Origin of the sequence: Gemmobacter sp. 24YEA27 (assembly GCF_030052995.1) — a bacterium.
Lineage (GTDB): Bacteria > Pseudomonadota > Alphaproteobacteria > Rhodobacterales > Rhodobacteraceae > Pseudogemmobacter.
In genome coordinates this window covers 589321-613222 of sequence record NZ_JASJPW010000001.1, presented here as the reverse complement: position 1 = coordinate 613222, position 23902 = coordinate 589321, and the positions used below count along the sequence as shown (strand labels likewise).

Sequence of the window (23902 nt, the reverse complement as noted above, 5' to 3'; positions counted from 1 at the left end):
GCATGATATGCCGACTGACCTGCGCGTCTGCCGCGCTGTGACGTGACCGAGTTTCACCCGTGTTCCCATAATTGCCGGTCCGGAGCTGCGAGCGGGCGATTATCCCGCCGTCGCGCACGCCCCGGTGCAGCGTAAGTTTTCTTCATGTCGGCGTCAGCCGCAAGCACTTCTGCCAGAATCAGACAGATTTGCCGGCGGAATGGCGCCAGGGCCATGATCTTGGCGGCGAGCTTCCATGAAAAATATGAAGGTTTTATAGCCATCGGGCGGTGAAACCGCGCCACCGGCATGGGAGCGCGCAAAGAAAAAGGAGGGCCGGAGCCCTCCTTTCCGGTGTGTTTTGCCGGCTCAATGTGCCGGGCTGGACCCGAATTGCTGCTCCACCTGCCGTTTGTGCAAGGCGTAAGCGGCATCTGAGCGCGAGATCAGCGTGTAGAACATCGGCACCACAAAGAGGGTGAAGAGCGTCCCGATCAACAGGCCGGTGAAGATCACCAGACCCATCGCCTGCCGCGCCGCGGCCCCCGCGCCTTCCGCGATGATCAGCGGCACCACGGCCAGAGCCATGGCCGCAGTGGTCATCAGGATCGGGCGCAGACGGGTTTTCGCCGCCGCGACAATTGCTGCGCGCCGCGACAGCCCGTGATCCTCGCGCTGCTGGTTGGCGAATTCCACCATCAGGATCCCGTGTTTCGTGATCAGACCTATCAGTGTGATCAGACCCACCTGAGTGTAGATGTTGAGCGTGCTCGCCCCCATATACAGCGGCAAAAGCGCGCCGAAAATCGACAGTGGCACCGACATCATGATGATGAAGGGATCGCGGAAGCTTTCGAACTGCGCGGCCAGAACCAGGTAGATCACGATGATTGCCGCCCCGAAGGCCAGCATGATCGTATTGCCTTCGGTCTTTTCCAGCCGCGACTGGCCGGAATAGTCGATGAAGAAGCCATCCGGCAGGACCTCTGCGGCAATCTCTTCAAGCTTTGCCAGTGCGGTGCCGCTGGACACGCCGGGCATCGCCATTGCCGACAGCGTGGCCGAGTTAAGCTGGTTGAACTGCTCGATCGACGAGGCTGCGACGCCCGGGGCAAGATTGATCACCGCAGACAAAGGCAGCATCGCGCCCGAAGAGGACCGGACGAAAAAGTCATTCAGCCGCTCGGGGTTGTCGCGCCATTCAGACGGGACCTGGGTCACGATATCATAGCTGTTCGAGTCGCGGTCAAACTGCGCCACTGCGCCGCCACCGACCAGGAGGCCAAGCGTGGTGCCGATATCCGAGACCGAAACGCCAAGATTGGCGGCGCGGTCGCGGTCAATCGTCACCCGCACCTGGGGTGCGTCAAACGACATCGAGTTCTGCACGACGATGAAGAGGCCGCTGGCCATCGCCTTCTGGTAGATCTCATCCGCGACTTCGACCACGCGTTCGGGGCGTGGATCGACTGGATCACCATCGAGATCGGCAGCCCACCGCCCGCGCCGGGCAGCGAGGGCGGTGCGAAGACGAAGCTCTGCATCCCCGGCGCATTGTCGAGAACGCCCTGGATCTGCTGTTTGATCTCTTCCTGGCTGCGGCTGCGATTGGCCCAGTCCTTCAGCGCCCAGATATAGAAACCGGTATTCGGCGTCCCCATGCCCGCGACCGAGAAATAGGTCTCGACCTCTTCGATGTCTTTGGTGCGGTTGGTGATTTCCGTGGCAAAGGCCTGGGTGTAATCCAGCGTCGCATAGCGCGGGGCATTCATCAGCGCGAACAGCGCGCCCTGATCTTCTTCGGGTGCCAGTTCTGACGAGGTGTTCGTCAGCATGAAGCCCGTCGCGCCCAGCAACGAGACCACCATCAGAAGGGTCACGGGCCGGTAATCCAGCGACGACGAGATGCGCCGCTCATACCAGTTCGCAAGCCCGTTCAGCGTCTTGTCGACGATCTTCTGGAAGCGCCCGGGCTCGCCATGGGTCAGCAGACGTGCCGACATCGCGGGGTGATGGTCAGCGCGATGACCCCCGAAATGATCACCGACCCGGCGAGTGTCAGTGCGAATTCGGTGAACAGCGACCCGGTCAGGCCGCCGGTAAAGGCCAGCGGCGCCAGCACGGCGGCAAGCGTGATCGTCATCGCGATCACCGGGCCGGTGATCTCTTTCATCCCCAGAATTGCGGCTTTGGGTGGCGAGAGACCCTCGTCGATATGACGGTGGATGTTTTCCACCACGACGATGGCATCATCCACCACAAGGCCGATCGCCAGCACCATCGCCAGAAGCGTCAGCAGGTTGATCGAATAGCCAAGCGCCAGCATGATCGCGCAGACCCCGATCAGCGACAGGGGAATGGTGACGATCGGCATCAGCACCGAGCGGAACGACCCGAGGAACAGCAAGATCACCACCACCACGATGGCAACCGCCTCGGCGATGGTCTTGAACACCTCGGAAATCGAGGCGGCGATGGTCTCGGTGCTGTCATAGACCATGGTGATTTCCATGCCCCGGGGCAACGTGGCCTGCAATTCGGGCAGCGCCTCAAGCACATTCGAGGCCACATCGAGCTGGTTCTCGCCCGGTGCCGGAATGATGCCGATAAAGGTGCCGGGCTGGCCCTTGAAGGTCACGATTCCTTCCGGCTCGCCCGAGGCCAGTTCGATCCGCGCGACATCGCGCAGCTTCACAACGCCGTTCTCACCCGACACCAGCGGCAGCTCGCCAAAGGCTTCGGCATCTTGCAGCGTCGAGGCAAGTGTCAGCGAATAAACGAAATATTCGTTCTCGGTTTTGCCCGGTGCCGAGAGGAAGTTCGACGACCTGATCGCCCCCAGCACCTCTGCCGCCGTCACGCCGCGCGACGAAAGCTTCAGCGGATCAAGCCAGACCCGCATGGTGAATTCCTGGCCGCCCAGAATATCCATCTGAGCCACGCCCTGGATATTGGTCACCCTGGGGCTGATCACGCGTTCCAGATATTCATTCAGCTGTTCGGACGACATATTCGGGTTCTGCGCCGCCAGATACATCAGCGCGAAGGTCTGGCCGGTGCCTTTCAGGATCACCGGATCATCGGCGTCGGAAGGCAGATTGCCGCGCACCTGGTTGACCTTGGACATGACTTCAGTCAGCGCGATATCCGGGTCGGCGCCCAGTTTCATCTGCACCGTGACGGTGGAGACCGACTGCCGCGAGGCGCTGGTGATGTAATCCACATTCTCGGTGGTCGAGACCGCCGAGGCGATGGGCGAAGTGATGAAGCCCTGGATCAGTTCGGCATCGGCACCGGCATAGACGGTGCTGATGGTGATGACCGATTCCTCGACTTCGGGATATTGGCGCACCGGCAGGTTCACCACCGAAGCGAGGCCGATAAACAGGATCAGGGCGCCAAGGACCGTTGAAAGGACCGGGCGTCGGATGAAGATCTCAGAAAAATGCATCCGTTTCCCCTTATTCGGCCTGGGTTTCGGCTTTGGGCATCAGATCGACAGAATTGTCGACCCTGACCCGCGCGCCCGAGGTCAGACGGTTCTGACCCGAGGTCACGATCAGGTCTCCCGCCTTGATCCCTTCGGTGACCTCGATCCGGCCGCCGGCGCGGCGACCAAGCTTCACGAAGACCTGCTCGACCTTCTGCTCTTCCGCCGTCTCGCCGTCCTGGATCACATAGATCGTATCGCCATAAAGCGAAGAGCTGACCGCCGTTTGCGGCACCGCGATCACGCCTTCCTCTTTCGGAAGCGTGATGCGGACGCGCAGGAACTGCCCCGGAACCAGCCCGCCCGAGAGGTTTTCGACCTCGGCCCGAACCGAAACCATGCGGGTATTCGGGTCAACGCGCGGCTCGATGCCGGTGATCGTGCCGGTGGCGGAAAAATCGCCGACCTCTGAAGTGACAGTCACCGCGCCGCCCATCTTCAGAACGGCAAGCTGTTGTTCAGGAACCGAGAAATCGACCCGCATCCGGCTGAGATCCTGCAGTGTCGCATAGATTTCGCCGGCCGAGACATATTGCCCGACCTCGACCCGCGGGATGCCGATCACCCCGGCGAAGGGGGCTTTCAGGGTCTTGCGGTCAAGCGCGGTCTGCGCAATCGCCACCTGCGCCGCAGCACTTTCGACCTGGGCCTCGGCGCTTTCCAGCGTGGTCGCGGCACCGACACCGCGATCCGACAGGGTGCGGGCGCGGCTTTCCTCGGCGCGGGCGACTTTGAGCGCCGCCTCGGCAGATCCGAGCTGCGCCTTCTCGCTGTCATCGTCGATCAGGATCATCATCTGACCTTCGGTGACCTTGTCATTGGCGGCAAATTGCACCGCGCGGATCAGACCACCGCTCTCAATTGCCAGATCGACCCCCTGGCGCGACAGCGAAGTGCCGATGGCGTCGATGCCCGGCTCCCATGTCACCGGCTGCACCGGTTCGGCATTGACCGCGACCGGCGGCGGCACCATCCCCCCGAGGAACTGCGCAATCATCTCGTCACGAAAGAACTTGAACCAGACGATTCCGCCGACGACTATTCCCAAAAGAATGACTGCAATTATGAGCCGCTTGATCATCGGTTACTCCTGCTGGCGCGGTTCTGTCGGATGCCGGCACTATTCCGGTCTTGAACCGTGTTTAACTGAACTTTCCGGTCCGAGTGGTCAATCTGACATAGCTGTATCGGACCGACCGCTTTCCCGGGTCTTCGGCGGCAATGCTTATTTGTTCTTGTGAGGATCACAAGAGCGGCAATGCGCGGCCGGGCCTTGATTTCATATTTTCTCTCATGTTAGCCCTTAGGAGTTCTCAGGGCGGGGTGAGATTCCCCACCGGCGGTTATAGCCCGCGAGCGCTTCTCCCGGTGGGAGAGGGTCAGCAGATCCGGTGAAATTCCGGGGCCGACGGTATAGTCCGGATGAAAGAGAACCTGTCTGATGGGAAACCCGGCTTCGCCGGTCTGTCAGGCGGGCAATGCTCTGGGGCCGAAGACGTTAACTCAACGGATAGGTTCCGAAATGACTGATAACTCCTCCTCCAAATCCCCGCGCATCGCGTTCATCCGTGCCCGCTGGCATTCTGAAATCGTCGATCAGGCGCTGAAAGGCTTTACCGAGCGTGCGGAGAAAGTGCTGCCCGGCACCGGGATCGACGTCTTTGACGTGCCCGGCGCGCTCGAGGCGCCGCTGGTGGCGAAAAAGCTCGCGAAAACCGGCAAATATGAAGGCATCGTGGTTGCGGCCCTGGTCGTCGATGGCGGCATCTACCGCCATGACTTCGTCGCCGGTGCGGTGGTGGACGGCCTGGTGCAGGTCGGGCTTGAGACCGAAGTGCCGGTCTATTCCGTCTCGCTGACGCCGCATAACTTCCAGCCGGTGGAAGTGCTGGAAGGCTTTTACCACGCGCATTTCGTCAAGAAAGGCGCCGAGGCCGCAGAAGCCGTCAAGGCGATGCGCGACCTCGAAGCCAAAATCAACGGCTGATCATTTCAGCCGCAGGCGGTTGCGGGATTTAAGATCCTCCCGCGCCCGCTCTACTTCCATGGCCCGCCGCGCCTCATCCCAGTTGAGCGCGGCGGCAGCCACGCCCGCCGCCTGTTCAAGACTGGCATCGGTCAGCACACCGGTCACCGAGAGCGCCGTGCGGCGTTTGACCAGGTCATCCAGATGCACGACCTGTTCGTTGCGGATGATCCAGCCCAGTTCCTGCAGGGAATAATCCGGCGCATCCGAAAGCGTGATCGGGCGCGACCCTTCGGCCTTTGCCACCGCGCGCGCCGTTGTGCCATACCGCGCGAACAGCGCCTTCACCCTGCCCTGGCCGGCACCGGTCTCGCTTGCGACCTGCGCCACCCAGGCCGGTTGATCCGCCGGATAGTCGCGCCCGCCACCAATGGCGAGATCCTGCGTTGACACTTTCCGCGGCTGCCCGAGCCGTTTCAGCACCACATCGGCCACTTCTTCCGAAAAGCCCCGGAAAGTGGTCCATTTGCCGCCCACCAGCGAAATCACCGGCCAGGTCCGCGCGCCTTCGGCTTCGATCACCGGCGCCGAATGGTCGCGGCTGATCAACCCGGGATTTGCCGCATCCGAGGCCGGCAGTGGCCGGATCCCGGCATAGGCATAGACGATCTGATCCTTCGAGAAACTCAGCCCAGGCAGCAGCGAGGCAATCGCCTGCATGAAATAGTCGATCTCGTCCTCTTCGCAGCGCACATCATCCGGATCCGCCGCGCGGATATCGGTCGACCCCACCAGCGCCCGGCCAAGATAGTCGAAGACAAGGCAGATCCGCCCGTCATCGGCCTCGAAATAGATCATCCGGCCCTTCAGCGCGGCAATGACTCCGGGGTGATCCAGCAGGATATGCGAGCCCTTGGTGCCGCCGATCAGTTTTGTGGTCAGCCCCAGCTGCGCATTGACCCGGTCAATCCAGGGGCCGCCTGCGTTCAATACGATCCTCGGGCGGAAGGCACGCGAGGTGCCGTCCGCTGCGGTCAGGCGGATTACATCACCTTCGACCACAAGACCGGTCGTGTAGTTCAGCACCTCGGCATTTGGATTGGCGCGTTTGCCATCCATCAGCAGTTCCAGCACCAGGCGTTCCGGCATCCGCACCGTCGCGTCATAATAGGTGCCTGCCGCGACGATCTTCGGCGTCAGCGGCGGGATTTCCTTCAGCGCGCGCGTTTTCGACCAGAGGCTGTGCTTCGGCATCACCCGGCGTTTTGCACCGTAAAAATCATATAGGCTGAGGCCGATTTTCATCAGCACCGCCCCCGCGACCGGGGCGCGGTGGTCGATCCGAACAGCGTCCGTATCGCCGCCGGAATGCCTTTGAACCATGAAAAGATCGGGATCACCGTATGCAGCGGATGCACCGCATGTGGCGCGTTTCTGAGCAGCAGGTTGCGCTCCAGCGTCGACTGCGCAACCAGGCCGAATTCACCCGTCTCAAGGTATTTGATCCCGCCATGGATCAGCCGCGACGGCGCCGCCGAGGTGCCCGAGCTGAAATCGCCCTTATCCGCGATCACCACGCTCACGCCCTGTTCCGCGAGGTCGCGGAAGGTACCGGCGCCATTGACCCCGGCACCGAGGATCAGCACGTCAATATCTTGTATGTCAGTCATTCTCATCCACCAGGATCAGGGGGACACCCGCCGCACGCAAATCGCGTTCCGTGTCGGGGGCAAGGCCGCGATCCACATAGACCGCGTCGAATTCGGTGAGATCGGCAAAGCGGTGCAGCGCCAGTTTGCCGAATTTGGTATGGTCCAGCAGCAGGACGCGCCGCGCCGCCGCTTTCAGCATCGCCTGTTTGACCCGCACCGCCCGCGCGTCCTGGATCAGGGCGACCGCCCCTGAAACGCCCGAGGCAGAACAGATCACAAGATTTGCCCGCAGCCCGGCCAGCGCGGTCTCGCACAGATGGCCGATAAAGGCGTTATAGGTCGGGTGATAATCGCCGCCCAAAGCGATCAGCTGCGGCCCCTCGGGGGCAGAAAGGCGCTGCATCATGCCAAGGCTGTTGGTGATCACCGTCAGCGGGTCGATCTGGCCCAGATGGGGCCCAAGCGCGGCGACCGTGGTGCTGTCGTCAAGGATCACCGCCTGGCCCGGCTGGATTTCCGCCAGCGCGGCGCGGGCCAGCGCGGCTTTCGCGCCGGCGGCATGGGTCTCGCGCCAGGCGATCAGGCTTTCATAGACGCCCGAAGGCTGGGCCGAGACCGCGCCATGCAGCTTGCGCAAAACCCCCTGCCGCGCGAGATCCTCGATATGGCGGTGGATCGTCATGCGCGAGACGCCGAAAGCCTGGACCAGATCGTCGATCCGGACCTCGCCTTTCTCGATCACCAGCGCTGCGATCTCGTCGCGGCGACCCGGTTTGCCTGCCGCGCTGCTCATGCCAGCGCTTCCAGCTGCGGCCAGAGCGGCGCGAGCGAAGCCGCCAGATCGCAATGCAGCCGGTAGCGCGCGTCCATCTCAGCGCGGCGAACCGGGTCAGGCACCCAGGTCTTACCAAGCGTTGCAAGGTCACGCGGATCGGCGGTCGGGCCGTCAAACAGCCCCACGCCCGAGCCCGCACAAAGTGCTGCCGCCCAGGCGGCGGGTTCCTCGGTTGCCGTCACCGTGACCGGCAGGCCAAGCACATCTGCAAAGACCTGCGCGAAAAGCGGATTGCGCGAAATCCCCCGGTCAGAAGCGCGGTTTGCGGCTGAAACCCATCGCGCAAAGCATCGACATGGATACGGTGGTTGAAAGCGATCCCCTCGATCACCGCGCGCAGCATATCGCCACGGGTATGCCAGCCGCGCAGGCCGAGAAAACTCGCCGAAGCCCCCGCCCCATGCGGCGAGCCAAAGAGATAGGGGTGGAACATCAAGGTCGAGGGGCGCTGAAATGCGGCTTCAATCTCGGGCGTGATCAGCGCGTGAAAGCTCTCGCCCGCCGCTTCCGCCTTTGCCCGGTCATCGCCGCAGAGCGTATCGAGGAACCAGTCGTAATTCGCCGCCGAGGCCGGCGAGATCGACATATTGTTCCATTCGCCCTTCCTGAGCCCATTGCGGCAGAACCAGCGCGCATCAGTTTTGGCCGTGTTCGAGACGGTTTCATTGATCGAATAGGTGCCGGCGACAATCGCCACGCGCCCCGCACCATGTCCGCCAATCCCAAGCGCCGAGGCAGTCACATCATGCAGCCCCGCGACCACGGGCGTGCCTTCGCGCAGCCCCGTCAGCCGTGCTGCGGCAGCGGTGACCTGGCCTATGATCTGATCGGGCAGCGCGACCGGCGGCAGCGCATGTGACAATGCCTCCAGCCCGAAAAGCCTCAGGATCTCAGGGTCGTAGTCTTGCGTCCTGACATTGGTGAAACAGGTGCTCGCCTCGGTCAGATCGGTGCCGATCACCCCCGAAAGGCAATAGCGCAGCCAGTCTTTGCAGGCGAGGATATGGCCGATCTTCGCGAACCGCTCCGGCTCATGCGCCTGGATCCATGCAAGGAGCGCGGTTGGCGCCGAGGCATGCGGCATCTGGCCCGACAGATCCAGTGCGCGAGCCGAGACACCATTCCCTTCCCATTCCGCCACCTGATCCGCCGCGCGGCTGTCGAGCGAAAGGACCCCGGGCCCAAGCGCCGCACCTTCGCGGTCGAGGAGATAAAGCCCGTCCCCATGCGCCGTTGCTGCCACCGCCGCGATATCACTGGCCCGGCCCGAAAGCGCCAGCGCCTCGGAAATCGCCTCGGCCGTCGCGGCCCAGAGCCGGTTCATATCGCGTTCGACATGGCGGGGGCGGGGCATAAGCTGCGGCAGGCGGCGGCGCGCCACGGCAAGCGGGCGGCCCATCGCGTCGAACACGACCGCTTTGGTCACTGTCAGTCCATTGTCGATGCCAAGAAGGCAGGGACCTTGATCAGCCATGAAACAGACCTCCCGACCGCGCGACATGGGCGGTTCCACGAAAGGCACCATTTCATGATGTTAATGTAACATCAAGTGATGTTACATTGCCGGATCACCCTCCGCGAGCGGCGCGAGTTTTAACCGCACCCCTTCGCGCAGGAGATGGCTGGCCAGCGTCGGGTCCAGTCCGTCATCCACAATCACCAGGTCGAAGTCCCGCAAACCCGCCATGGAATGCAGCGCCCGGCGGGTGAATTTGGAATGATCGGCCAGCAGGATGCGGCGATCGGCGCAATCGAGCATGGCGCGCTTGATCTCGGTCATCTCGGGGCTTTGGTGAAAGGCCTGGCCATCGGTGATCGCGGCGGTGGACATGAAGGCGAGATCGGCGCGGAGCGCGCGGATGCTGGTCGCGGTCACCGGCCCGAGAAAGGCATTGCACCAGTTGTGCAACTGCCCGCCCAGGCCGAGCAGGGTGATATGCGGCGTAGAGCGCAGCGCATTCATCAGCGTCAGGGAATTGGTGATCGCGGTCAGCGGCACGCGGGTGGTCAGATGCGGCACCATCTCGAATACGGTGGTGCTGTCATCGAAAAACGCGGCCTGGCCCGGCTCCAGCTCTGCTGCGGCCATAGCGGCGATGGCGCGTTTCTCGGCGCCCTGACGGGAAGTGCGCCACAGATCCGAGGCCTCGATCAGGCTGGTTGGTGCAGCAGAAACCACACCACGCATCTTGCGCAAAAGCCCGCGACCAGCGAGCTCATCGAGATCGCGATGCGCCGTCATCAGGCTGATCCCGAAACGCGAGGTCAGATCCTCGATCCGCATCGAGCCCTCGGCGATCACCGTCTCTGCAATCAGCTGGCGCCGCGCGATCTGGCGGGCATGGCGGCTGTCAGACGGAATCGCATCGCTGCCCAGAAGATCGGGGCGTGGATCCTGAATCGGATCTGACAAGTATTTATGCTCGGACATTTGGGCCTCCCGCCAGCCGGTTACTGCATTTCACCCGAAAGGCAAACGACGGCGATGTTCAGCGGAGGGAAAGCCGGGCCGGAACAATCCGGCACCGGCAAAAGGCAGAAGCGGCGGGCCGGAGGGCCGGCCCGCGCCGGGGCTTACTCCGACAGAACGAAGGGAGCGGTGTATTTGTCGACATTGTCTGCGGTGATCAGCAGGCAGTCAAAGAGCTGCTTTTCCGATGCCGCGCCGGTTTCGCCGGTTTTGATGAACTTGTCGGCCTGAACCACAGCTTCGCGCGAGAAGATCGCGACCGGCTGGAGAACGGTATATTGCAGCTCACCGGCCTTGATTGCCTCGACCGCGTCGGGCGAGCCGTCGAAGCCACCAACTTTGACCTGAGCCAGCTTGCCGGCCTCTTTCAGCGCGGCAATCGCGCCAAGCGCCATTTCGTCATTGCCGGCGATCAGGCCGATGACATCCGGGTTCGCCTGCAGGAGCGACTGGGTCTTCTGGTAGCCCTGGGTGCGGTCCCAGTTCGCCACTTCCTGACCGGCTTTCACCAGATCCGGATATTGGGTGATGACGGTTTCATAGCCGTTCGAACGGGTCGCGGCATTGTTGTCTGCCGGGTTGCCGAACAGTTCAACGAACTTGCCCGCATCGCCAACGGCCTCGACCCATTGCTGGGCACCCAGAGCTGCGCCCTGAGCGTTGTTCGAGACGAGCTGACCCTTGGCCAGGCCTTCCTGGTTGATCTCGGCATTCACGAGGAAAACCGGGATGCCCGCATCAACAGCCTTCTGCACTGCGCCAATCGAGCCATCGGCATTGGCCGGGTCGAGGATGATCGCGACCGACTTATTGGTGATCGCGGTATCGACGAGGGTGCTCTCGGTATTGGTGTCGCCCTTATGCGAGGAGACATTGGCGGTGTAGCCAAGCTCTTCTGCGGTCGCTTTGGCGACTTCGCCCTCGGTGAACCAATAGGGGTTCGCCGGGTCATTGACGATGATGGTGATCAGGCCTTCGGCCGATGCGGCGAAAGCCATCATCGGCAGAGCGGCGGCAGCACCCATCAGCGCGCGGCGGGTCAGTTTAAGCATGTGTAATCCTCCCAGGGGTTGCATGCAGTCTTGCGGTCTTTGCCAATGGCGCGCGGGGTATGGTCCAGGCGCCCCGGCGAAGGGGTGTGGCTCAGGCTTTCCTCCCGCCTTTGCCGGTCTGGATCGAGTTCATCAGCACTGCGAGCACGATCACGCCGCCGGTGAAAACGGTTTGCCAGTAGGACGAGACGCCGGTGATCACGAGGCCCGCCGACAGGAAGCCGATCACGAAAGCGCCGAGCATGGTGCCAAGCACGGTGCCGCGCCCGCCGGTCAGGGCGGCGCCCCCGATCACCACCGCGGCAATCGCGGTCAGCTCGTAAGTCGTGCCTGCGGTCGGGCCAGCCGAGGTCAGCTGCGACGACAGGACCAGACCCGCCACCGCCGAAAGCATCCCCGACAGGGTATAGACGGTGACCTTGACGAATTTAACCGGCACGCCCGACAGCTCTGCTGCGCGCTCATTGCCGCCCGAAGCATAAAGCCAGCGGCCAAAGGCGGTGCGGCTGAGAACAAGCCAGGCGACGATCGCGCAGAAGGCCAGCACCAGAACCGAGATTGGCACGCCGGCGATCCGCTCGGATCCCAGCCATTTGAAGCCGGTATTGCCCAGATCGGGCGAGCCTGCGAGGCGGTTATATGTCAGGCCATTGGTCATCAGAAGGGCGACGCCGCGTGCCACATACATCACGCCAAGCGTGGCGACAAAGGCGGGAACCTTCAGGTATGCGACCAGCACGCCATTGACCGCGCCGACCAGCGCGCCCACGACCAGGGTGATCACCACCACCGCCCAGACCGGCGGATAAAGGATCACGCCGAGCGCGTCGATCTCGACGCCCTGCATCAGCGCGCCGCCGATCACGCCGCACAGTGCAAGGATCGAGCCGACCGACAGGTCGATGCCGCCATTCAGGATCACCAGCAGCATGCCGATGGCCAGCAGGCCGAAAATCGCGACCTGGCTGGCCATGATCAGGAAGTTCGAAGTCGTGAAGTAATTCGGTGAGAGATATGAAAAGACCGCGACAATCACGATCAGAGCGAAGAAAGCCCGGCCTTCAAGCAGAAGCTTCAGCAGGCTGAAACCTTCGCTCCTGGTGGCGGGGGCGGGTTTGGTGGTGTCGGACATTGTTCTGTTTTCCCCGAACTTCGCTCTTAAGCCGCGTGCTGTTCGCCAGAGGCGGCCATGATCATTTCTTTGGTGGCGTCTGCGCCGAATTCAGCCGTGATACGGCCCTTGTGCATGACGATGATGCGATGCGCGATCGACAGGCACTCGCTGACTTCCGATGTGGTATAGACCACGGCGAGGCCCCGTTTCGCGCCATCGGCGAGCAGGCGGAACACCTCGGCCTTGGCGCCGATATCGATCCCGCGCGACGGCTCGTCCAGCAAGATCACCTGCGGATTGGTCGCCATCATCTTGCCGATGACCACCTTTTGCTGGTTGCCGCCCGAAAGCGAGCCAATCGCGGCGTCCGGGCCAGAGGTCTTGACGGTCACGCGTTTGATCGAATCGGCGATCAGCGCCTTTTCTGCCCTGCGCGAGGTGAAAAGCCCGCGGGTAAAGGCGGTGATCGAGGCGAGCGACAGGTTCTGCCCCACCGACATCGTCTGCACCAGCCCGTCGCGCTGCCGGTCTTCCGGCACCAGCGCAAGCCCGCGCGCGATCCGCTGCGCGATGGAAAGATGCGAGATCTCTGTGCCTTTCAGCTCGATCCGGCCCGAGGCCGCATGCAGCCGCCCGGCCAGGGTCTCCATCAGCTCTGACCGCCCGGCGCCCATCAGCCCGTAGATACAGACGACTTCGCCGGCCTTCACCTCAAGCGAGAGGTTGTCGACCACATTATAGGCATTGCCGCCCGGATCGGGGACGACCATGTTTTTAACAGCAAGCGCGGTCTGGCCGAGTTCATACCCGTCCGGCGGCGTGCCGAGATTGTAATTCTCGCCCACCATATTGCGCACGATCCAGTTCAGATCGATGTCAGCGCGCGGTGCCCAGGCGGTCATAGCGCCATCGCGCAAAACCACGGCGTGATCGGTGATCAGCAGCGCCTCTTCCAGGTGGTGCGAGATATAGACGATCGACACGCCCTTGGAGGTCAGGTCATTGATCACCTTGAACAAAACCTCGACCTCGGTCGCGGAAAGCGCCGAAGTCGGCTCGTCCATGATCAGGATGCGGCTGTCGACGGAAAGCGCACGGGCGATTTCCACGATCTGTTGCTGACCAAGGCGCAGATCCTCGACCGGGGTCAGCGGATCGATATCCTGCTCCAGATCCTGCATCAGCTTGCGGGCCTGGCGCTCTTCCTCGGCGAAATCGACGCCCATCGGGCCTTTGATCTCGCGGCCCATGAAGATGTTATCGCGCACGGAAAGATTGGGCGCGAGGCTCAGCTCCTGGTGGATGATCGAGATGCCCAGATCGCGGGCATGAGTCGAATTCTGGAAATGGACCGGCTGGCCATCCAGAATGATCTCGCCCGAGCTCGGCTGGATGACCCCGGAAAGGATCTTCATCAGCGTCGATTTGCCGGCGCCGTTTTCGCCGAACAGCGTGGTGACCTGGCCGCGATGAATGTCGAAATTCACGCCCTTCAGGGCATGAACTGCGCCGTAGGATTTCGCCACATTGCGCGCGGCAAGCACCACTTCGGCGGTGTCGAATTTGGCTGTCTCAGTGCTCATCACTGCACCGTCACGCTGACGGGGGTGATGCGCCACATTTTGGCATTGATCAGGGTGAAGGCGCCGGTGACCTCAAGCGTCTTGCCGGTCAGGTTCGCGGTGTCGATCCCGTCCAGAACGGCGGTCTTCATGGCGCGGTTGATCGCCGAACCGGCATCCTGATACTCGATCTGGTTCTTGAAGGCGCCGAATTCGATATCGCCGGGCGCGTCACGCAGGTCGGTGCCATTGATCGCCGGCCCGGTCTGAAGCCGGACGCTGATCCCTTCCGGCATCCCGTCAATCGCCATTTCATAGACGCCCGATTTCGCCTCGCCCGCGACGCCGGTGAATTTCACCATCATCACGGTGCCGGTGGTCGCCGGGGTGCCATATTCCTTCGCGGCCGCCGCCTTATCTGCCTGGACGGCCTGGGCCAGCGTCACCACATCCACCGCTTTCGCGATCACGGCGTCTTTGATGCGGGGAAACTCGGCCTGGCCATAAGTGTCGGGCGAGAAGGCCTGCTGGCGGGTATCAGAGTCGGATCCGACCCGTACCACCTTAGTGTCGAGCGCGATTGCCGCGATCACGGCCAGAACAATCGCGCCGGCGATCCAGATCCTGCGACGGCTTTCGCTGCGCGGCGCGGCTGCGGTTTCCAGGCTTTGGCTCATGATTTGGTTCCCGGGAAAGTGATGTCTGAGAGAAGCGGCAGGCGCGGCATCAGGGGGCCAGTGCCAAAGCGGGCATGGCCGCCGGCGGCGAAGGCCAGAACGTCCGTTTGCATACCTTTAACTCCTCACCTTGCGACGGTCCCGGGTGTCACGCTCCTCAACGCGCTGGCTTTGGGCCAGGGGACTTTCGCCTTCGTTTGCAGCCTTTGTGATATTATAGTGATATTTAATCCGTCAAGTAAGATATGAAATGAGGCGGATGCAGGCTTTGAAATTTCCGGGAAGGCCGGGCGCTCCCGCTGATTCCGTCTGGTAGGGTCGTGGATATTGGCCCTCGCGGCGAACATGCTGCTGTTGCAGCCGGGCGTGCTGCATAAGCAGCGAAATTGAATCGCAATTTATTGATTTAACGTGATTTGATGGCGGGAACTGGCACAGATCCACCTCTGGCATCGCCATGATAATCCGGCGCCGGTTATCAGCCCTCCGGGGATGGCAGGCGGGGAAAGCCCTGGCCGGATGCTGGCTCCTTTCCCCAAGAATATCTGAAATAAATTACTTTGTCCGTAAAAAAATTCATTCACTATGGTATGATTGTGGGATATACCTCGCGCGGGTCTGCATGGCAAAATGCGGGCCTGGATTTTTCAGCCGAAACGGGGGAGGTCGCGGATGCGACCGGATCGGCGGGAGGGATGGATTGCATATCGGCTTTCATATCGGGCGGCAGAGAGATCTTGCTCCGGCATCCCTGCGGGTCCGCACTGGCGTGACCGCCGCAAGGGCTGTCATGGCGGCTGGGGGAGGGTCCGGACATGGCCGGCACTGACATTCTGATCGGAATTGACGCGGGCACTTCGGTGATCAAGGCGGTGGCTTTTGATCTCGCGGGGCGGCAACTGGCCTCGGCTGCGGTGCCGAATCGCTACGCGACTGCCGCTGACGGATCGGCGACGCAGCCCCTGGGCCAGACCTGGGATGATTGCGCCCGCGCCTTGCGTGAGTTGGGCGAGCTGGTCGAAGGGCTGGCGGGGCGCACCGCCGCGCTGGCGGTGACGGGGCAAGGCGACGGCACCTGGCTTGCCGGGGCGGGGAACCGCCCGGTCGGCGATGCCTGGCTCTGGCTTGATGCCCGCGCGGCGCCGACGGTCGAGCGGCTCGCCCATTGTGCTGAAAACCGCGCGCGGTTCGAGGCCACCGGCACCGGGCTCAACACCTGTCAGATGGGCAGCCAGATCGCCCATATGCAAAGCTTCCGGCCTGAATTGCTGGAGGCGGCTGAGGTCGCGCTGCATTGCAAGGACTGGCTTTACCTGAACCTGACCGGGGTGCGGGCAACCGACCCGTCAGAGGCGAGTTTCACCTTCGGGAATTACCGCAACCGGCAATATGATGACACGGTGATCGCGGCCCTCGGGCTTGAGGCTCAGCGCCATCTGCTGCCGCCGATCGTCGAGGGCACCGAAGTCACGCATCCGCTGAGTGCTGCGGCTGCGGCTGCGACCGGGCTCAGGGCCGGAACGCCGGTCAGCCTCGGCTATGTCGATATGGTGATGACCGCGCTTGGCGCCGGGGTCTATGGCGGCGGCGGCGAGGATGTCGCCTGTTCGACCGTGGGCTCGACCGGGGTGCATATGCGGGCGGTCAGATGGCAGGATGTGCATCTGAAAGAGGAAGGCACCGGCTATGTGATCTGCCTGCCGGTCCCCGGCGTGGTGACCCAGGTGCAGACCAATATGGCGGCCACGCTGAATGTCGACTGGGCGCTTGGCCTGGCCGGCGATGCGCTCAAGGCCTTTGGTCATGAGGTCAGCCATAAAGAGCTGGTCTCGCGGATCGACGCATGGCTGTCGGAAAGCCAGCCCGGTCAGATCGTCTATCACCCCTATATTTCCGAGGCGGGTGAGCGCGGGCCTTTCGTCAATGCTCAGGCCCGTGCGGGCTTTACCGGGTTTTCGCAATATCACGGCTTCCCCGATCTCTTGCGCGCGGTGACCGAGGGCCTCGGGCACGCCATGCGCGATTGCTACGCGGCGATGGGCAAACTGCCCGGAGAGTTGCGGCTGACCGGGGGCGCGGCGCGGTCGGGCGCTTTACGTAAGATCTTTTCGGCTTCGGTTGATGCGCCTGTCCGGGTATCAGCCCGCGATGAGGCCGGGGCTGCAGGGGCCGCTATGATGGCCGCCGTTGCCATCGGCGCCTATAAATCCATGGATGATTGCGTCAATGAATGGGTGATCCCGCTTCTGGGCGCGCCCGAAGCCCCGGATGCGGGCCTTGTTGACGCCTATCACCGCATCTTTCCCGCCTATCAATCGGCGCGGCAGGCGCTGGTCCCGGTCTGGGATCAGCTGTCCCGCGCCCGCCGCCCGTCAGGAGAATGACATGACCGATATGATCGACCTCTTTGTGATCGGAGGCGGCATCAACGGTGCCGGTATGGCGCGCGATGCAGCCGGGCGCGGGCTTTCCGTGGTGATGGCGGAGAAAGACGACCTGGCGCAGGGGACATCCTCGCGCTCGGGCAAGCTGGTGCATGGCGGGCTGCGCTATCTGGAATATTACGAATTCCGCCTGGTGCGCGAGGCGCTGATCGAGCGCGAGGTTCTCCTGAACGCCGCACCCCATATCATCTGGCCGATGCGCTTCGTGCTGCCGCATTCGCCGACGGACCGGCCCGCCTGGCTCGTGCGCCTTGGGCTGTTCCTTTATGATCATCTGGGGGGCCGCAAGAAACTCCCCGGCACGCGGACGCTGAACCTGCATCGTGACCCGGAAGGGGCGGCGATCCTCGATCAGTACAAAAAGGGCTTTGAATATTCGGATTGCTGGGTCGATGACGCGCGGCTCGTGGCGCTGAACGCGCTTGGCGCAGCGGAAAAGGGCGCGACGATCCTGACCCGCTCGCCGGTGACTTCTGCTGTGCGCGAGAATGGGGGCTGGACGGTGACCGTTCGCAATCACAAGGGTGAGGAGCAGACCTACCGCGCCAAATGTATCGTGAACTGTGCGGGTCCCTGGGTCTCGGACGTGATCCAGAATGTCGCCCATACCAAATCGACGCGCGGCGTGCGGCTGGTCAAGGGCAGCCATATCATCGTGCCGAAATGGTGGGCCGGGCAGAATGCTTATCTGGTGCAGAACCACGACAAGCGCGTGATCTTCATCAACCCCTATGAGGGGAATATGGCGCTGATCGGCACCACCGATATCCCCTGGGAAGGCCGCGCCGAAGACGTCGAGATCAACGAGAGTGAGATCGAATATCTGCTGAAATGCGTGAACCGCTATTTCAAGGAAAAGCTGCGGCGTGAGGATGTGGTCCATGCCTATTCCGGCGTGCGGCCTTTGTTTGACGATGGCAAGGGGAACCCCTCGGCGGTGACCCGCGACTATGTGTTTGATCTCGACGAGACCGGCGGCGCGCCGATGCTGAACGTGTTTGGCGGCAAGATCACCACCTTCCGCGAGCTGGCCGAGCGCGGGATGCATAAGCTGAAACATATCTTCCCGCAGATGGGGCCGGACTGGACCGCGACAGCGAAACTCCCCGGTGGCGAGATGCCGAACGCGGATTATGAGAGCTTTATTGAGACCCAGCGGGAGGCCTTCCCCTGGATGCCGCGCGCGCTCATCCTTTACTATGCCCGCCGCTATGGCAGCCGGATGAAGGATCTGATCGCGGGCGCGACCTCGGTCGACGGTCTTGGCCGGCATTTCGGCGGCGATCTTTATGAGGCCGAGGTGAAATACCTGGTGGCGAAAGAATGGGCGATGGAGGCGGAAGACATTCTCTGGCGCCGCACCAAGCACAAGCTGCACCTGACCGAAGATCAGCTTGCGGAATTCACCACCTGGTTTGACGGCTGGAAAGCGGGGGCGCGCGCATGAAACTGACACTTTCCCTGAACACCAACCCGCTGGTGAACCGTTTCGCGGAACCCTCGGACCTGATCGAGACCGTGGCGCGCGATCTGAGGATCCGCGACCTGCAGCTGACGCATGAATTCATCAACCCGTCCTGGCCCGCCCCGGTGATCCGCCGTCTGACGCGCGAGATGCAGGCGGCTCAGGCCCGCACCGGGGTGCGGGTAACCTCCGGCATGACCGGGCCCTACGGGCGGCTGAACCATTTTGGCCACCCGGACCGGGATGTGCGCCGCTACTATACCGACTGGTTCAAGACCTTTGCCGATATCACCGCCGATCTGGGCGGCGTTTCGGTCGGCACCCAGTTCGCGATCTTCACCTATAAGGATTTCGACGACCAGGCCCGGCGCGAAGAGCTGACGCAAATCGCCATCGACCACTGGGCCGAAGTGGCGGAACATGCCAAAGGCGCGGGCCTGAAATATGTCTATTGGGAGCCGATGTCGGTGGGCCGCGAATTCGGCGAGACGATCCGCGAGGCCATCGCGCTGCAAGACCGGCTGACGGCGGCGAATATGGCGGTGCCGATGTGGATGATGGCCGATATCGACCATGGCGATGTCACCAGCCCGAACCCCGATGACACCGACCCCTATGCCTGGGCGCGGGCGGTCCCGAAGCTTTCGCCGATCATCCATATCAAGCAGTCGATGATGGACAAATCCGGCCACAAGCCTTTCACCGCCGATTTCAACGCCAAAGGCCGCATCCAGCCCGAGCCGCTGCTCGCCGCCTTCCGCGAAGGCGGGGCGGTGGATAACGAGATCTGCCTTGAGCTGAGCTTCAAGGAGCGGGAACCGAATGACCGCCAGGTGATTGCGCAGATCGCGGAAAGCGTCGCCTTCTGGGCGCCGCATATCGACACCGGTGTGCAGGACCTGCATATCTGACGCCGCGTTAACCCAGGGCAACAGCCTTAACCCCAGGACGACAATGGCACCGCGCCGCGACATTGACCCCGAAGAAAGCCTCGCGATCCGCGCGGCCTGGCTGCATTACGCAGGCGGGCTGACCCAGGCCGCGGTGGCGAAACGGCTGGGGCTTGCATCCGTCAAGACCCATCGGCTGATCGCCCGGGCGGTGCTTGAGGGCGCGGTCAAGGTCACGATTGACGGCGACATCGTCGAATGTGTGGAATTTGAAGACCGGCTGTCGCGCCGTTACGGGCTGGATTACTGCGAAGTGGCGCCGGATCTGGGCGAAGAGGGGATGCCTCTGCGCGCCCTCGGCATGGCGGGCGCCGGGTTTTTGCGGCGCGAGATCGAACGGGGCGAAACGCCGGTGATCGGTCTGGGCCATGGCCGGACCATGCAGGCGACCGTGCGCCAATTGCCCAGGATCAATGCGTCCGGCGTCAGCTTTGTCTCGCTTCTGGGCGGGCTTACGCGAAATTACGCAGCCAATCCGCATGATGTGATGCACAGCCTGGCGGAAAAAACCGGCGCAATGGCCTTTGTGCTGCCGGTGCCGTTCTTTGCCCGCTCGGTCACGGATCGCGAGGTACTGCTGTCGCAGCCCGGCGTGCGCGAGATTTTCGACCTTTCGGCCGGGGCCGGGCTGAAACTGGTGGGGATTGGCACGGCGGATGCCGGGGCGGGGCTGGTGGCCTCGGGCATGATTGAGCCGCGCGAGATTGAAGAGATCACCGCCACCGGCGGCGCGGGCGAGATGCTGGGGCATTTCTTTGACGCGCTCGGGCGCGAGGTGGAAACCAGCCTGACCGCCCGCACGCTTTCGGTCGGGTTCCGGCCCGGGGGCGACCGCATCGTCGCCATCGCGGGCGGTGCCGACAAACACCACGCCATCCGGGCCGTGCTGGCCAGCGGCCGGCTGAGCGGGCTGATCACAGATGAGCCGACAGCGCGCGCGCTGCTGGACTGAAGAGGAAAGAGAATGGCACAAGAGACCTGGACCGGGAAAACCTGGATCGGCACCAACTGGAAGATGCATAAGGACTGGGCCGCAGCAAAGCGCTTTGCCGAGGGCCTGATCGCATCAGACAAAGATCGCGACCCGCGCATCCAGCGTTTCATCATCCCGCCTTATCTTTATGTGCGTGAAATCAAAGCGATGCTGAAGGACACTTCGGTCAGGGTCGGCGCGCAGAATATGCATTGGGAATCCGAGGGCGCCTTCACCGGCGAGATTTCTCCGATGATGCTGAAAGATGCGGGTCTCGATATGGTCGAGCTCGGCCATTCCGAGCGCCGCGAGATGTTTGGCGAGACCGATGAAGGCGTCGGGCTGAAGACCGAATCCGCGATCCGCCACGGCCTCGTGCCGCTCATTTGCATCGGCGAGACGCTGGAAGACCGCAATTCGGGCCGCGCGTCCGAGGTGCTCGCGAAACAGACCCGTTCTGCGCTGGAGCGCCTTTCCCCTGAACAGAAACAGGCCGAGATCCTGTTGGCCTATGAGCCGGTCTGGGCCATCGGTGTCAACGGCATCCCGGCGAAAGCCGATTATGCCGATGCGCGCCAGGCCGAAATCATCGCGGTCGCCACCGAGGTTCTGGGCCGCCGCGTGGCCTGCCTCTATGGCGGTTCGGTCAACCCCGGCAATTGCGAGGAACTGATCCAGTGCCCGCATATTGACGGTCTTTTCGTCGGTCGCTCGGCCTGGGAGGTCGAGGGCTATCTGGGTATCATGGCGCAAGTCAGCGCCAAACTGTGAGGGAAGACAGATGAAACTTGCAATCGCAGGCGACAGCGCCGGTGAAGGTCTCGCCAAAATCCTGGCCGATCACCTGAAAGGCAAATTCGAGGTCTCGGAAATCTCGCGCACCGATGCGGGCCCGGATGCGTTTTACGCCAACCTCTCGGACCGCGTCGGCTCCGAGGTGATGGCGGGCCAATATGACCGCGCGATCCTCGTCTGCGGCACCGGCATCGGTGTCTGCATCGCGGCGAACAAGGTGCCGGGCATCCGTGCAGCACTGACCCATGACACCTATTCCGCCACCCGCGCGGCCCTGTCGAACAATGCCCAGATCATCACCATGGGCGCGCGCGTCATCGGGCCGGAACTGGCGAAAGCCATTGCCGATGCCTGGCTCTCGGAAACCGAAAACTTCGACGCCGCCGGCAAATCCGCCAGCAATGTCGATGCCATCGACGCGGTCGGCGCGAAATATAACGCGAAGCTTTCGGGCGGCTGAGCCCCATTGAACAACAAGCCCCCGGGGTCTATCCCCGACGGGGCTTGTCGGGGCGCGAACTCCTCCTCCTCCTCTCGCGCCCCACCTATTTGCGGAGTTGCCGATGCTGACCCTCCCCGCTGATCACGCGCCTGACGGGATGCGTCTTGAAGATCACCTGACCGGCAAATCCGGCCCGGTTTCCGTGATCCGGGCCTTTGCAGAGGCGCTTCCCGGGATTGCGGCGCGGCTTGCGGCGGGGCGGCTTTACTCTGACCCGGCCGCGGTGATCGGCATCAATGAAAGCGGCGACAAACAGAAAGCGATGGATGACGCGGCGCATCACTATGTGCTGCCTTACTTGCGCGATGCGGGCGTCCGGCTTGTTCTGTCGGAAGAGGCCGAGGATATCGTCACCCTGAACCCGGACGGGCTCTGGGATGTGGCGATGGATCCGATTGACGGATCAAACTCCATCGGGATCGGGGCACCTCTGGGCATGTTCTTCGCGGTCTTCCCGGCCAAAGGCACCGATTTCCTGCGCTCAGGGGCTGAGATCGTGGCGGCGGGCTATGCCTCGATCGGCCATTCACTGGATTACGGCTTTACGCTGGGCGAGGGCGTTCAGATCTTTGGCTACGACCCGCAGGGGCGCGACTTCCGCCAGACCCATGCCAATGTGCAACTGAAGCCGAAGGCCTCGACAATTGCCTATAACGCCTCGAACCAGCGGCATTGGGCGCAAGGGTTGCAGGACTGGGTCTGCGATATGGAGCTTGGCCGTGACGGCCCGCGCGGGCGCGATTTCAATATGCGCTGGCTCGCGGCAGCGGCGGGGGAACTCCACCGCATCCTGATCGAGGGCGGCGCGTTTCTGTATCCCGCCGACAGCCGCAAAGGTTATGAGAACGGGCGCTTGCGCACGCTTTACGAGGCGTTTCCGATTGCCTTCCTGATCGAACAGGCGGGCGGCAGGGCGACGGATGGCATCAACACGATCCTGACCCGTCTGCCCGAGGCCCATCACGAACATATTCCGCTGGTCTTTGGCGCGACGGAAGAGGTCGATATCATCCGCGATTACCTGACGCGCTGATCAGAAGCCGGGGCGTCAGAACACGGACCAGCCCATCCGCTGCGACAACATCTCAAGCGCCTCGGCGCCCAGGAGCGAATTGCCATTCGCGTTCAGCCCCGGCGACCAGACGGCAATCGAGGCCACCCCTGGCACAACCGCGAGGATCCCGCCTCCGACCCCGCTTTTCCCGGGCAATCCAACGCGGTAGGCGAAATCGCCCGAGCCGTCATAATGGCCGCAGGTCAGCATCAGCGCATTGATCCGCCGCGCCCTGACGCCCGAGATCACCGAGCGCCCGGTCACCGGATTCTTACCGCCATTGGCCAGATACCCCCGGCGCGGGCCAGTTGCGCGCAGCTCATGGTGACCGCGCAATGGTGGAAATAGACGCCCAGCACATGGTCCGGCGGGTTGGTCAGATTGCCCCAGGAATGCAGGTAATTCGCGAGCGCCGCATTGCGAAAACCGGTCGCCTTTTCGGCGCGCGCCACCGCCGGATCGGCGCTGATCGTGTCATCATCCGAGATGAAACGCAAAAACCGCAGGATCTCGCCAATCGTCTCACGCGGCGCCCGGGCATGCGCCAGCAGCGCATCCGCCACCACCAGCGCGCCCGGATTGATGAACGGGTTGCGCGGGATGCCCTTTTCCTGTTCCAGCAGCACGATGGAATTGAAGGCGCTTCCCGAAGGTTCGCGCCCGACACGGCGCCAGAGCGCGTCGCCATACATCCCAAGCGCCAGTGTCAGGGTGAAAACCTTGGAGATCGACTGGATGGAGAAAGGCAGATCCGCCTCGCCTGCCGTGAAAAGCCCGCCCTCATTCAGCGCGACTGCGATGCCGAAATGCTTCGGGCTGACATGGGCCAGCGGCGGGATGTAATCGGCGGGATGGCCGCGCTCTTCGCGGCTCGCGAGCGTGGCAGTGATCTCGTTCAGGATATCTTGCAGCTTGTCCATCA

The 23902-nt window shown here is 62.8% G+C and carries 20 protein-coding genes, 2 pseudogenes and 1 riboswitch; of the genes and pseudogenes, 8 read left to right on the top strand and 14 right to left on the bottom strand.

Features of this window, described 5'->3' with window-relative positions; all coding sequences use genetic code 11:
* Nucleotides 1-348: 348 nt before the first annotated feature.
* The 3 genes and pseudogenes from QNO18_RS03080 to QNO18_RS03070 form a co-directional block, all read right to left on the bottom strand.
* Nucleotides 349-1392: an efflux RND transporter permease subunit gene (locus QNO18_RS03080; protein ID WP_283176477.1), complete on the bottom strand. Its 1044-nt coding sequence runs from the start codon at nt 1390-1392 to the stop codon at nt 349-351.
* A pseudogene (locus QNO18_RS03075) lies at nt 1326-3430 on the bottom strand (efflux RND transporter permease subunit). Before QNO18_RS03075 ends, QNO18_RS03080 begins: the two are co-directional and overlap by 67 nt.
* Nucleotides 3431-3440: 10 nt before the next feature.
* Nucleotides 3441-4550 carry an efflux RND transporter periplasmic adaptor subunit gene (locus tag QNO18_RS03070; protein ID WP_283176476.1) on the bottom strand — a complete coding sequence of 370 codons (1110 nt, stop codon included), beginning with the start codon at nt 4548-4550 and terminating at the stop codon, nt 3441-3443.
* A 224-nt stretch (nt 4551-4774) separates the two neighbouring features.
* A riboswitch (FMN riboswitch) is annotated at nt 4775-4907 on the top strand.
* Nucleotides 4908-4991: 84 nt separating this feature from the next.
* Between QNO18_RS03070 and QNO18_RS03065 the strand changes: the two genes are divergently transcribed.
* Nucleotides 4992-5456, top strand: a complete 465-nt coding sequence (locus tag QNO18_RS03065) for a 6,7-dimethyl-8-ribityllumazine synthase (protein ID WP_092900124.1) — start codon at nt 4992-4994, stop codon at nt 5454-5456.
* Here QNO18_RS03065 and QNO18_RS03060 read toward each other — a convergent pair whose 3' ends face one another.
* The 9 genes and pseudogenes from QNO18_RS03060 to QNO18_RS03020 form a co-directional block, all read right to left on the bottom strand.
* Nucleotides 5457-6740, bottom strand: coding sequence for an FAD-dependent oxidoreductase (locus tag QNO18_RS03060; RefSeq protein ID WP_283176475.1), 1284 nt, complete (start codon nt 6738-6740; stop codon nt 5457-5459).
* Nucleotides 6740-7105 carry an FAD-dependent oxidoreductase gene (locus QNO18_RS03055; protein ID WP_283176474.1) on the bottom strand — a complete coding sequence of 122 codons (366 nt, stop codon included), beginning with the start codon at nt 7103-7105 and terminating at the stop codon, nt 6740-6742. Before QNO18_RS03055 ends, QNO18_RS03060 begins: the two co-directional genes overlap by 1 nt.
* Nucleotides 7098-7880, bottom strand: a complete 783-nt coding sequence (locus QNO18_RS03050) for a DeoR/GlpR family DNA-binding transcription regulator (protein ID WP_283176473.1) — start codon at nt 7878-7880, stop codon at nt 7098-7100. The genes QNO18_RS03055 and QNO18_RS03050 overlap by 8 nt, the downstream gene beginning before the upstream one ends.
* Nucleotides 7877-9321: pseudogene (locus QNO18_RS03045) on the bottom strand (FGGY-family carbohydrate kinase). Before QNO18_RS03045 ends, QNO18_RS03050 begins: the two are co-directional and overlap by 4 nt.
* A gap of 156 nt (nt 9322-9477) precedes the next feature.
* The gene (locus QNO18_RS03040; protein ID WP_283176472.1) at nt 9478-10353 is read right to left on the bottom strand and encodes a DeoR/GlpR family DNA-binding transcription regulator; all 876 of its coding nucleotides are present in this window, start codon (nt 10351-10353) and stop codon (nt 9478-9480) included.
* Between the two features lie 143 nt (nt 10354-10496).
* Entirely contained in the window at nt 10497-11444 is a 948-nt protein-coding gene (locus QNO18_RS03035) for a D-ribose ABC transporter substrate-binding protein (protein ID WP_092900116.1), read from the bottom strand.
* Between the two features lie 91 nt (nt 11445-11535).
* Complete coding sequence (locus tag QNO18_RS03030) at nt 11536-12576, bottom strand: ABC transporter permease (protein WP_283176471.1); 1041 nt, start codon at nt 12574-12576, stop codon at nt 11536-11538.
* Nucleotides 12577-12602: 26 nt separating this feature from the next.
* Nucleotides 12603-14141 carry a sugar ABC transporter ATP-binding protein gene (locus tag QNO18_RS03025; protein WP_283176470.1) on the bottom strand — a complete coding sequence of 513 codons (1539 nt, stop codon included), beginning with the start codon at nt 14139-14141 and terminating at the stop codon, nt 12603-12605.
* The gene (locus tag QNO18_RS03020; protein ID WP_283176469.1) at nt 14141-14797 is read right to left on the bottom strand and encodes a DUF2291 family protein; all 657 of its coding nucleotides are present in this window, start codon (nt 14795-14797) and stop codon (nt 14141-14143) included. Before QNO18_RS03020 ends, QNO18_RS03025 begins: the two co-directional genes overlap by 1 nt.
* A gap of 815 nt (nt 14798-15612) precedes the next feature.
* Here QNO18_RS03020 and QNO18_RS03015 point away from each other — a divergent pair.
* The 7 genes from QNO18_RS03015 to QNO18_RS02985 all read left to right on the top strand — a co-directional run bounded on the left by QNO18_RS03015 (nt 15613) and on the right by QNO18_RS02985 (nt 22959).
* The gene (locus tag QNO18_RS03015; protein WP_283176468.1) at nt 15613-17181 is read left to right on the top strand and encodes an FGGY-family carbohydrate kinase; all 1569 of its coding nucleotides are present in this window, start codon (nt 15613-15615) and stop codon (nt 17179-17181) included.
* 1 nt (nt 17182) lies between these two features.
* Nucleotides 17183-18688, top strand: a complete 1506-nt coding sequence (locus tag QNO18_RS03010) for a glycerol-3-phosphate dehydrogenase (protein WP_283176467.1) — start codon at nt 17183-17185, stop codon at nt 18686-18688.
* Nucleotides 18685-19617 carry a TIM barrel protein gene (locus tag QNO18_RS03005; RefSeq protein ID WP_283176466.1) on the top strand — a complete coding sequence of 311 codons (933 nt, stop codon included), beginning with the start codon at nt 18685-18687 and terminating at the stop codon, nt 19615-19617. The genes QNO18_RS03010 and QNO18_RS03005 overlap by 4 nt, the downstream gene beginning before the upstream one ends.
* Nucleotides 19618-19660: 43 nt before the next feature.
* Nucleotides 19661-20608 carry a sugar-binding transcriptional regulator gene (locus tag QNO18_RS03000; RefSeq protein ID WP_283176465.1) on the top strand — a complete coding sequence of 316 codons (948 nt, stop codon included), beginning with the start codon at nt 19661-19663 and terminating at the stop codon, nt 20606-20608.
* Between the two features lie 12 nt (nt 20609-20620).
* Entirely contained in the window at nt 20621-21400 is a 780-nt protein-coding gene (locus QNO18_RS02995; protein ID WP_283176464.1) for a triose-phosphate isomerase, read from the top strand.
* 10 nt (nt 21401-21410) lie between these two features.
* A complete protein-coding gene (locus QNO18_RS02990; RefSeq protein ID WP_283176463.1) occupies nt 21411-21884 on the top strand; it encodes an RpiB/LacA/LacB family sugar-phosphate isomerase in 474 nt (157 codons plus the stop codon).
* 103 nt (nt 21885-21987) lie between these two features.
* Nucleotides 21988-22959: a class 1 fructose-bisphosphatase gene (locus tag QNO18_RS02985; RefSeq protein ID WP_283176462.1), complete on the top strand. Its 972-nt coding sequence runs from the start codon at nt 21988-21990 to the stop codon at nt 22957-22959.
* Between the two features lie 15 nt (nt 22960-22974).
* Here QNO18_RS02985 and QNO18_RS25580 read toward each other — a convergent pair whose 3' ends face one another.
* Nucleotides 22975-23244: a glutaminase gene (locus tag QNO18_RS25580; protein WP_349293828.1), complete on the bottom strand. Its 270-nt coding sequence runs from the start codon at nt 23242-23244 to the stop codon at nt 22975-22977.
* Entirely contained in the window at nt 23241-23900 is a 660-nt protein-coding gene (locus QNO18_RS02980) for a glutaminase (protein ID WP_349293827.1), read from the bottom strand. Before QNO18_RS02980 ends, QNO18_RS25580 begins: the two co-directional genes overlap by 4 nt.
* Between the last annotated feature and the right edge of the window lie 2 nt (nt 23901-23902).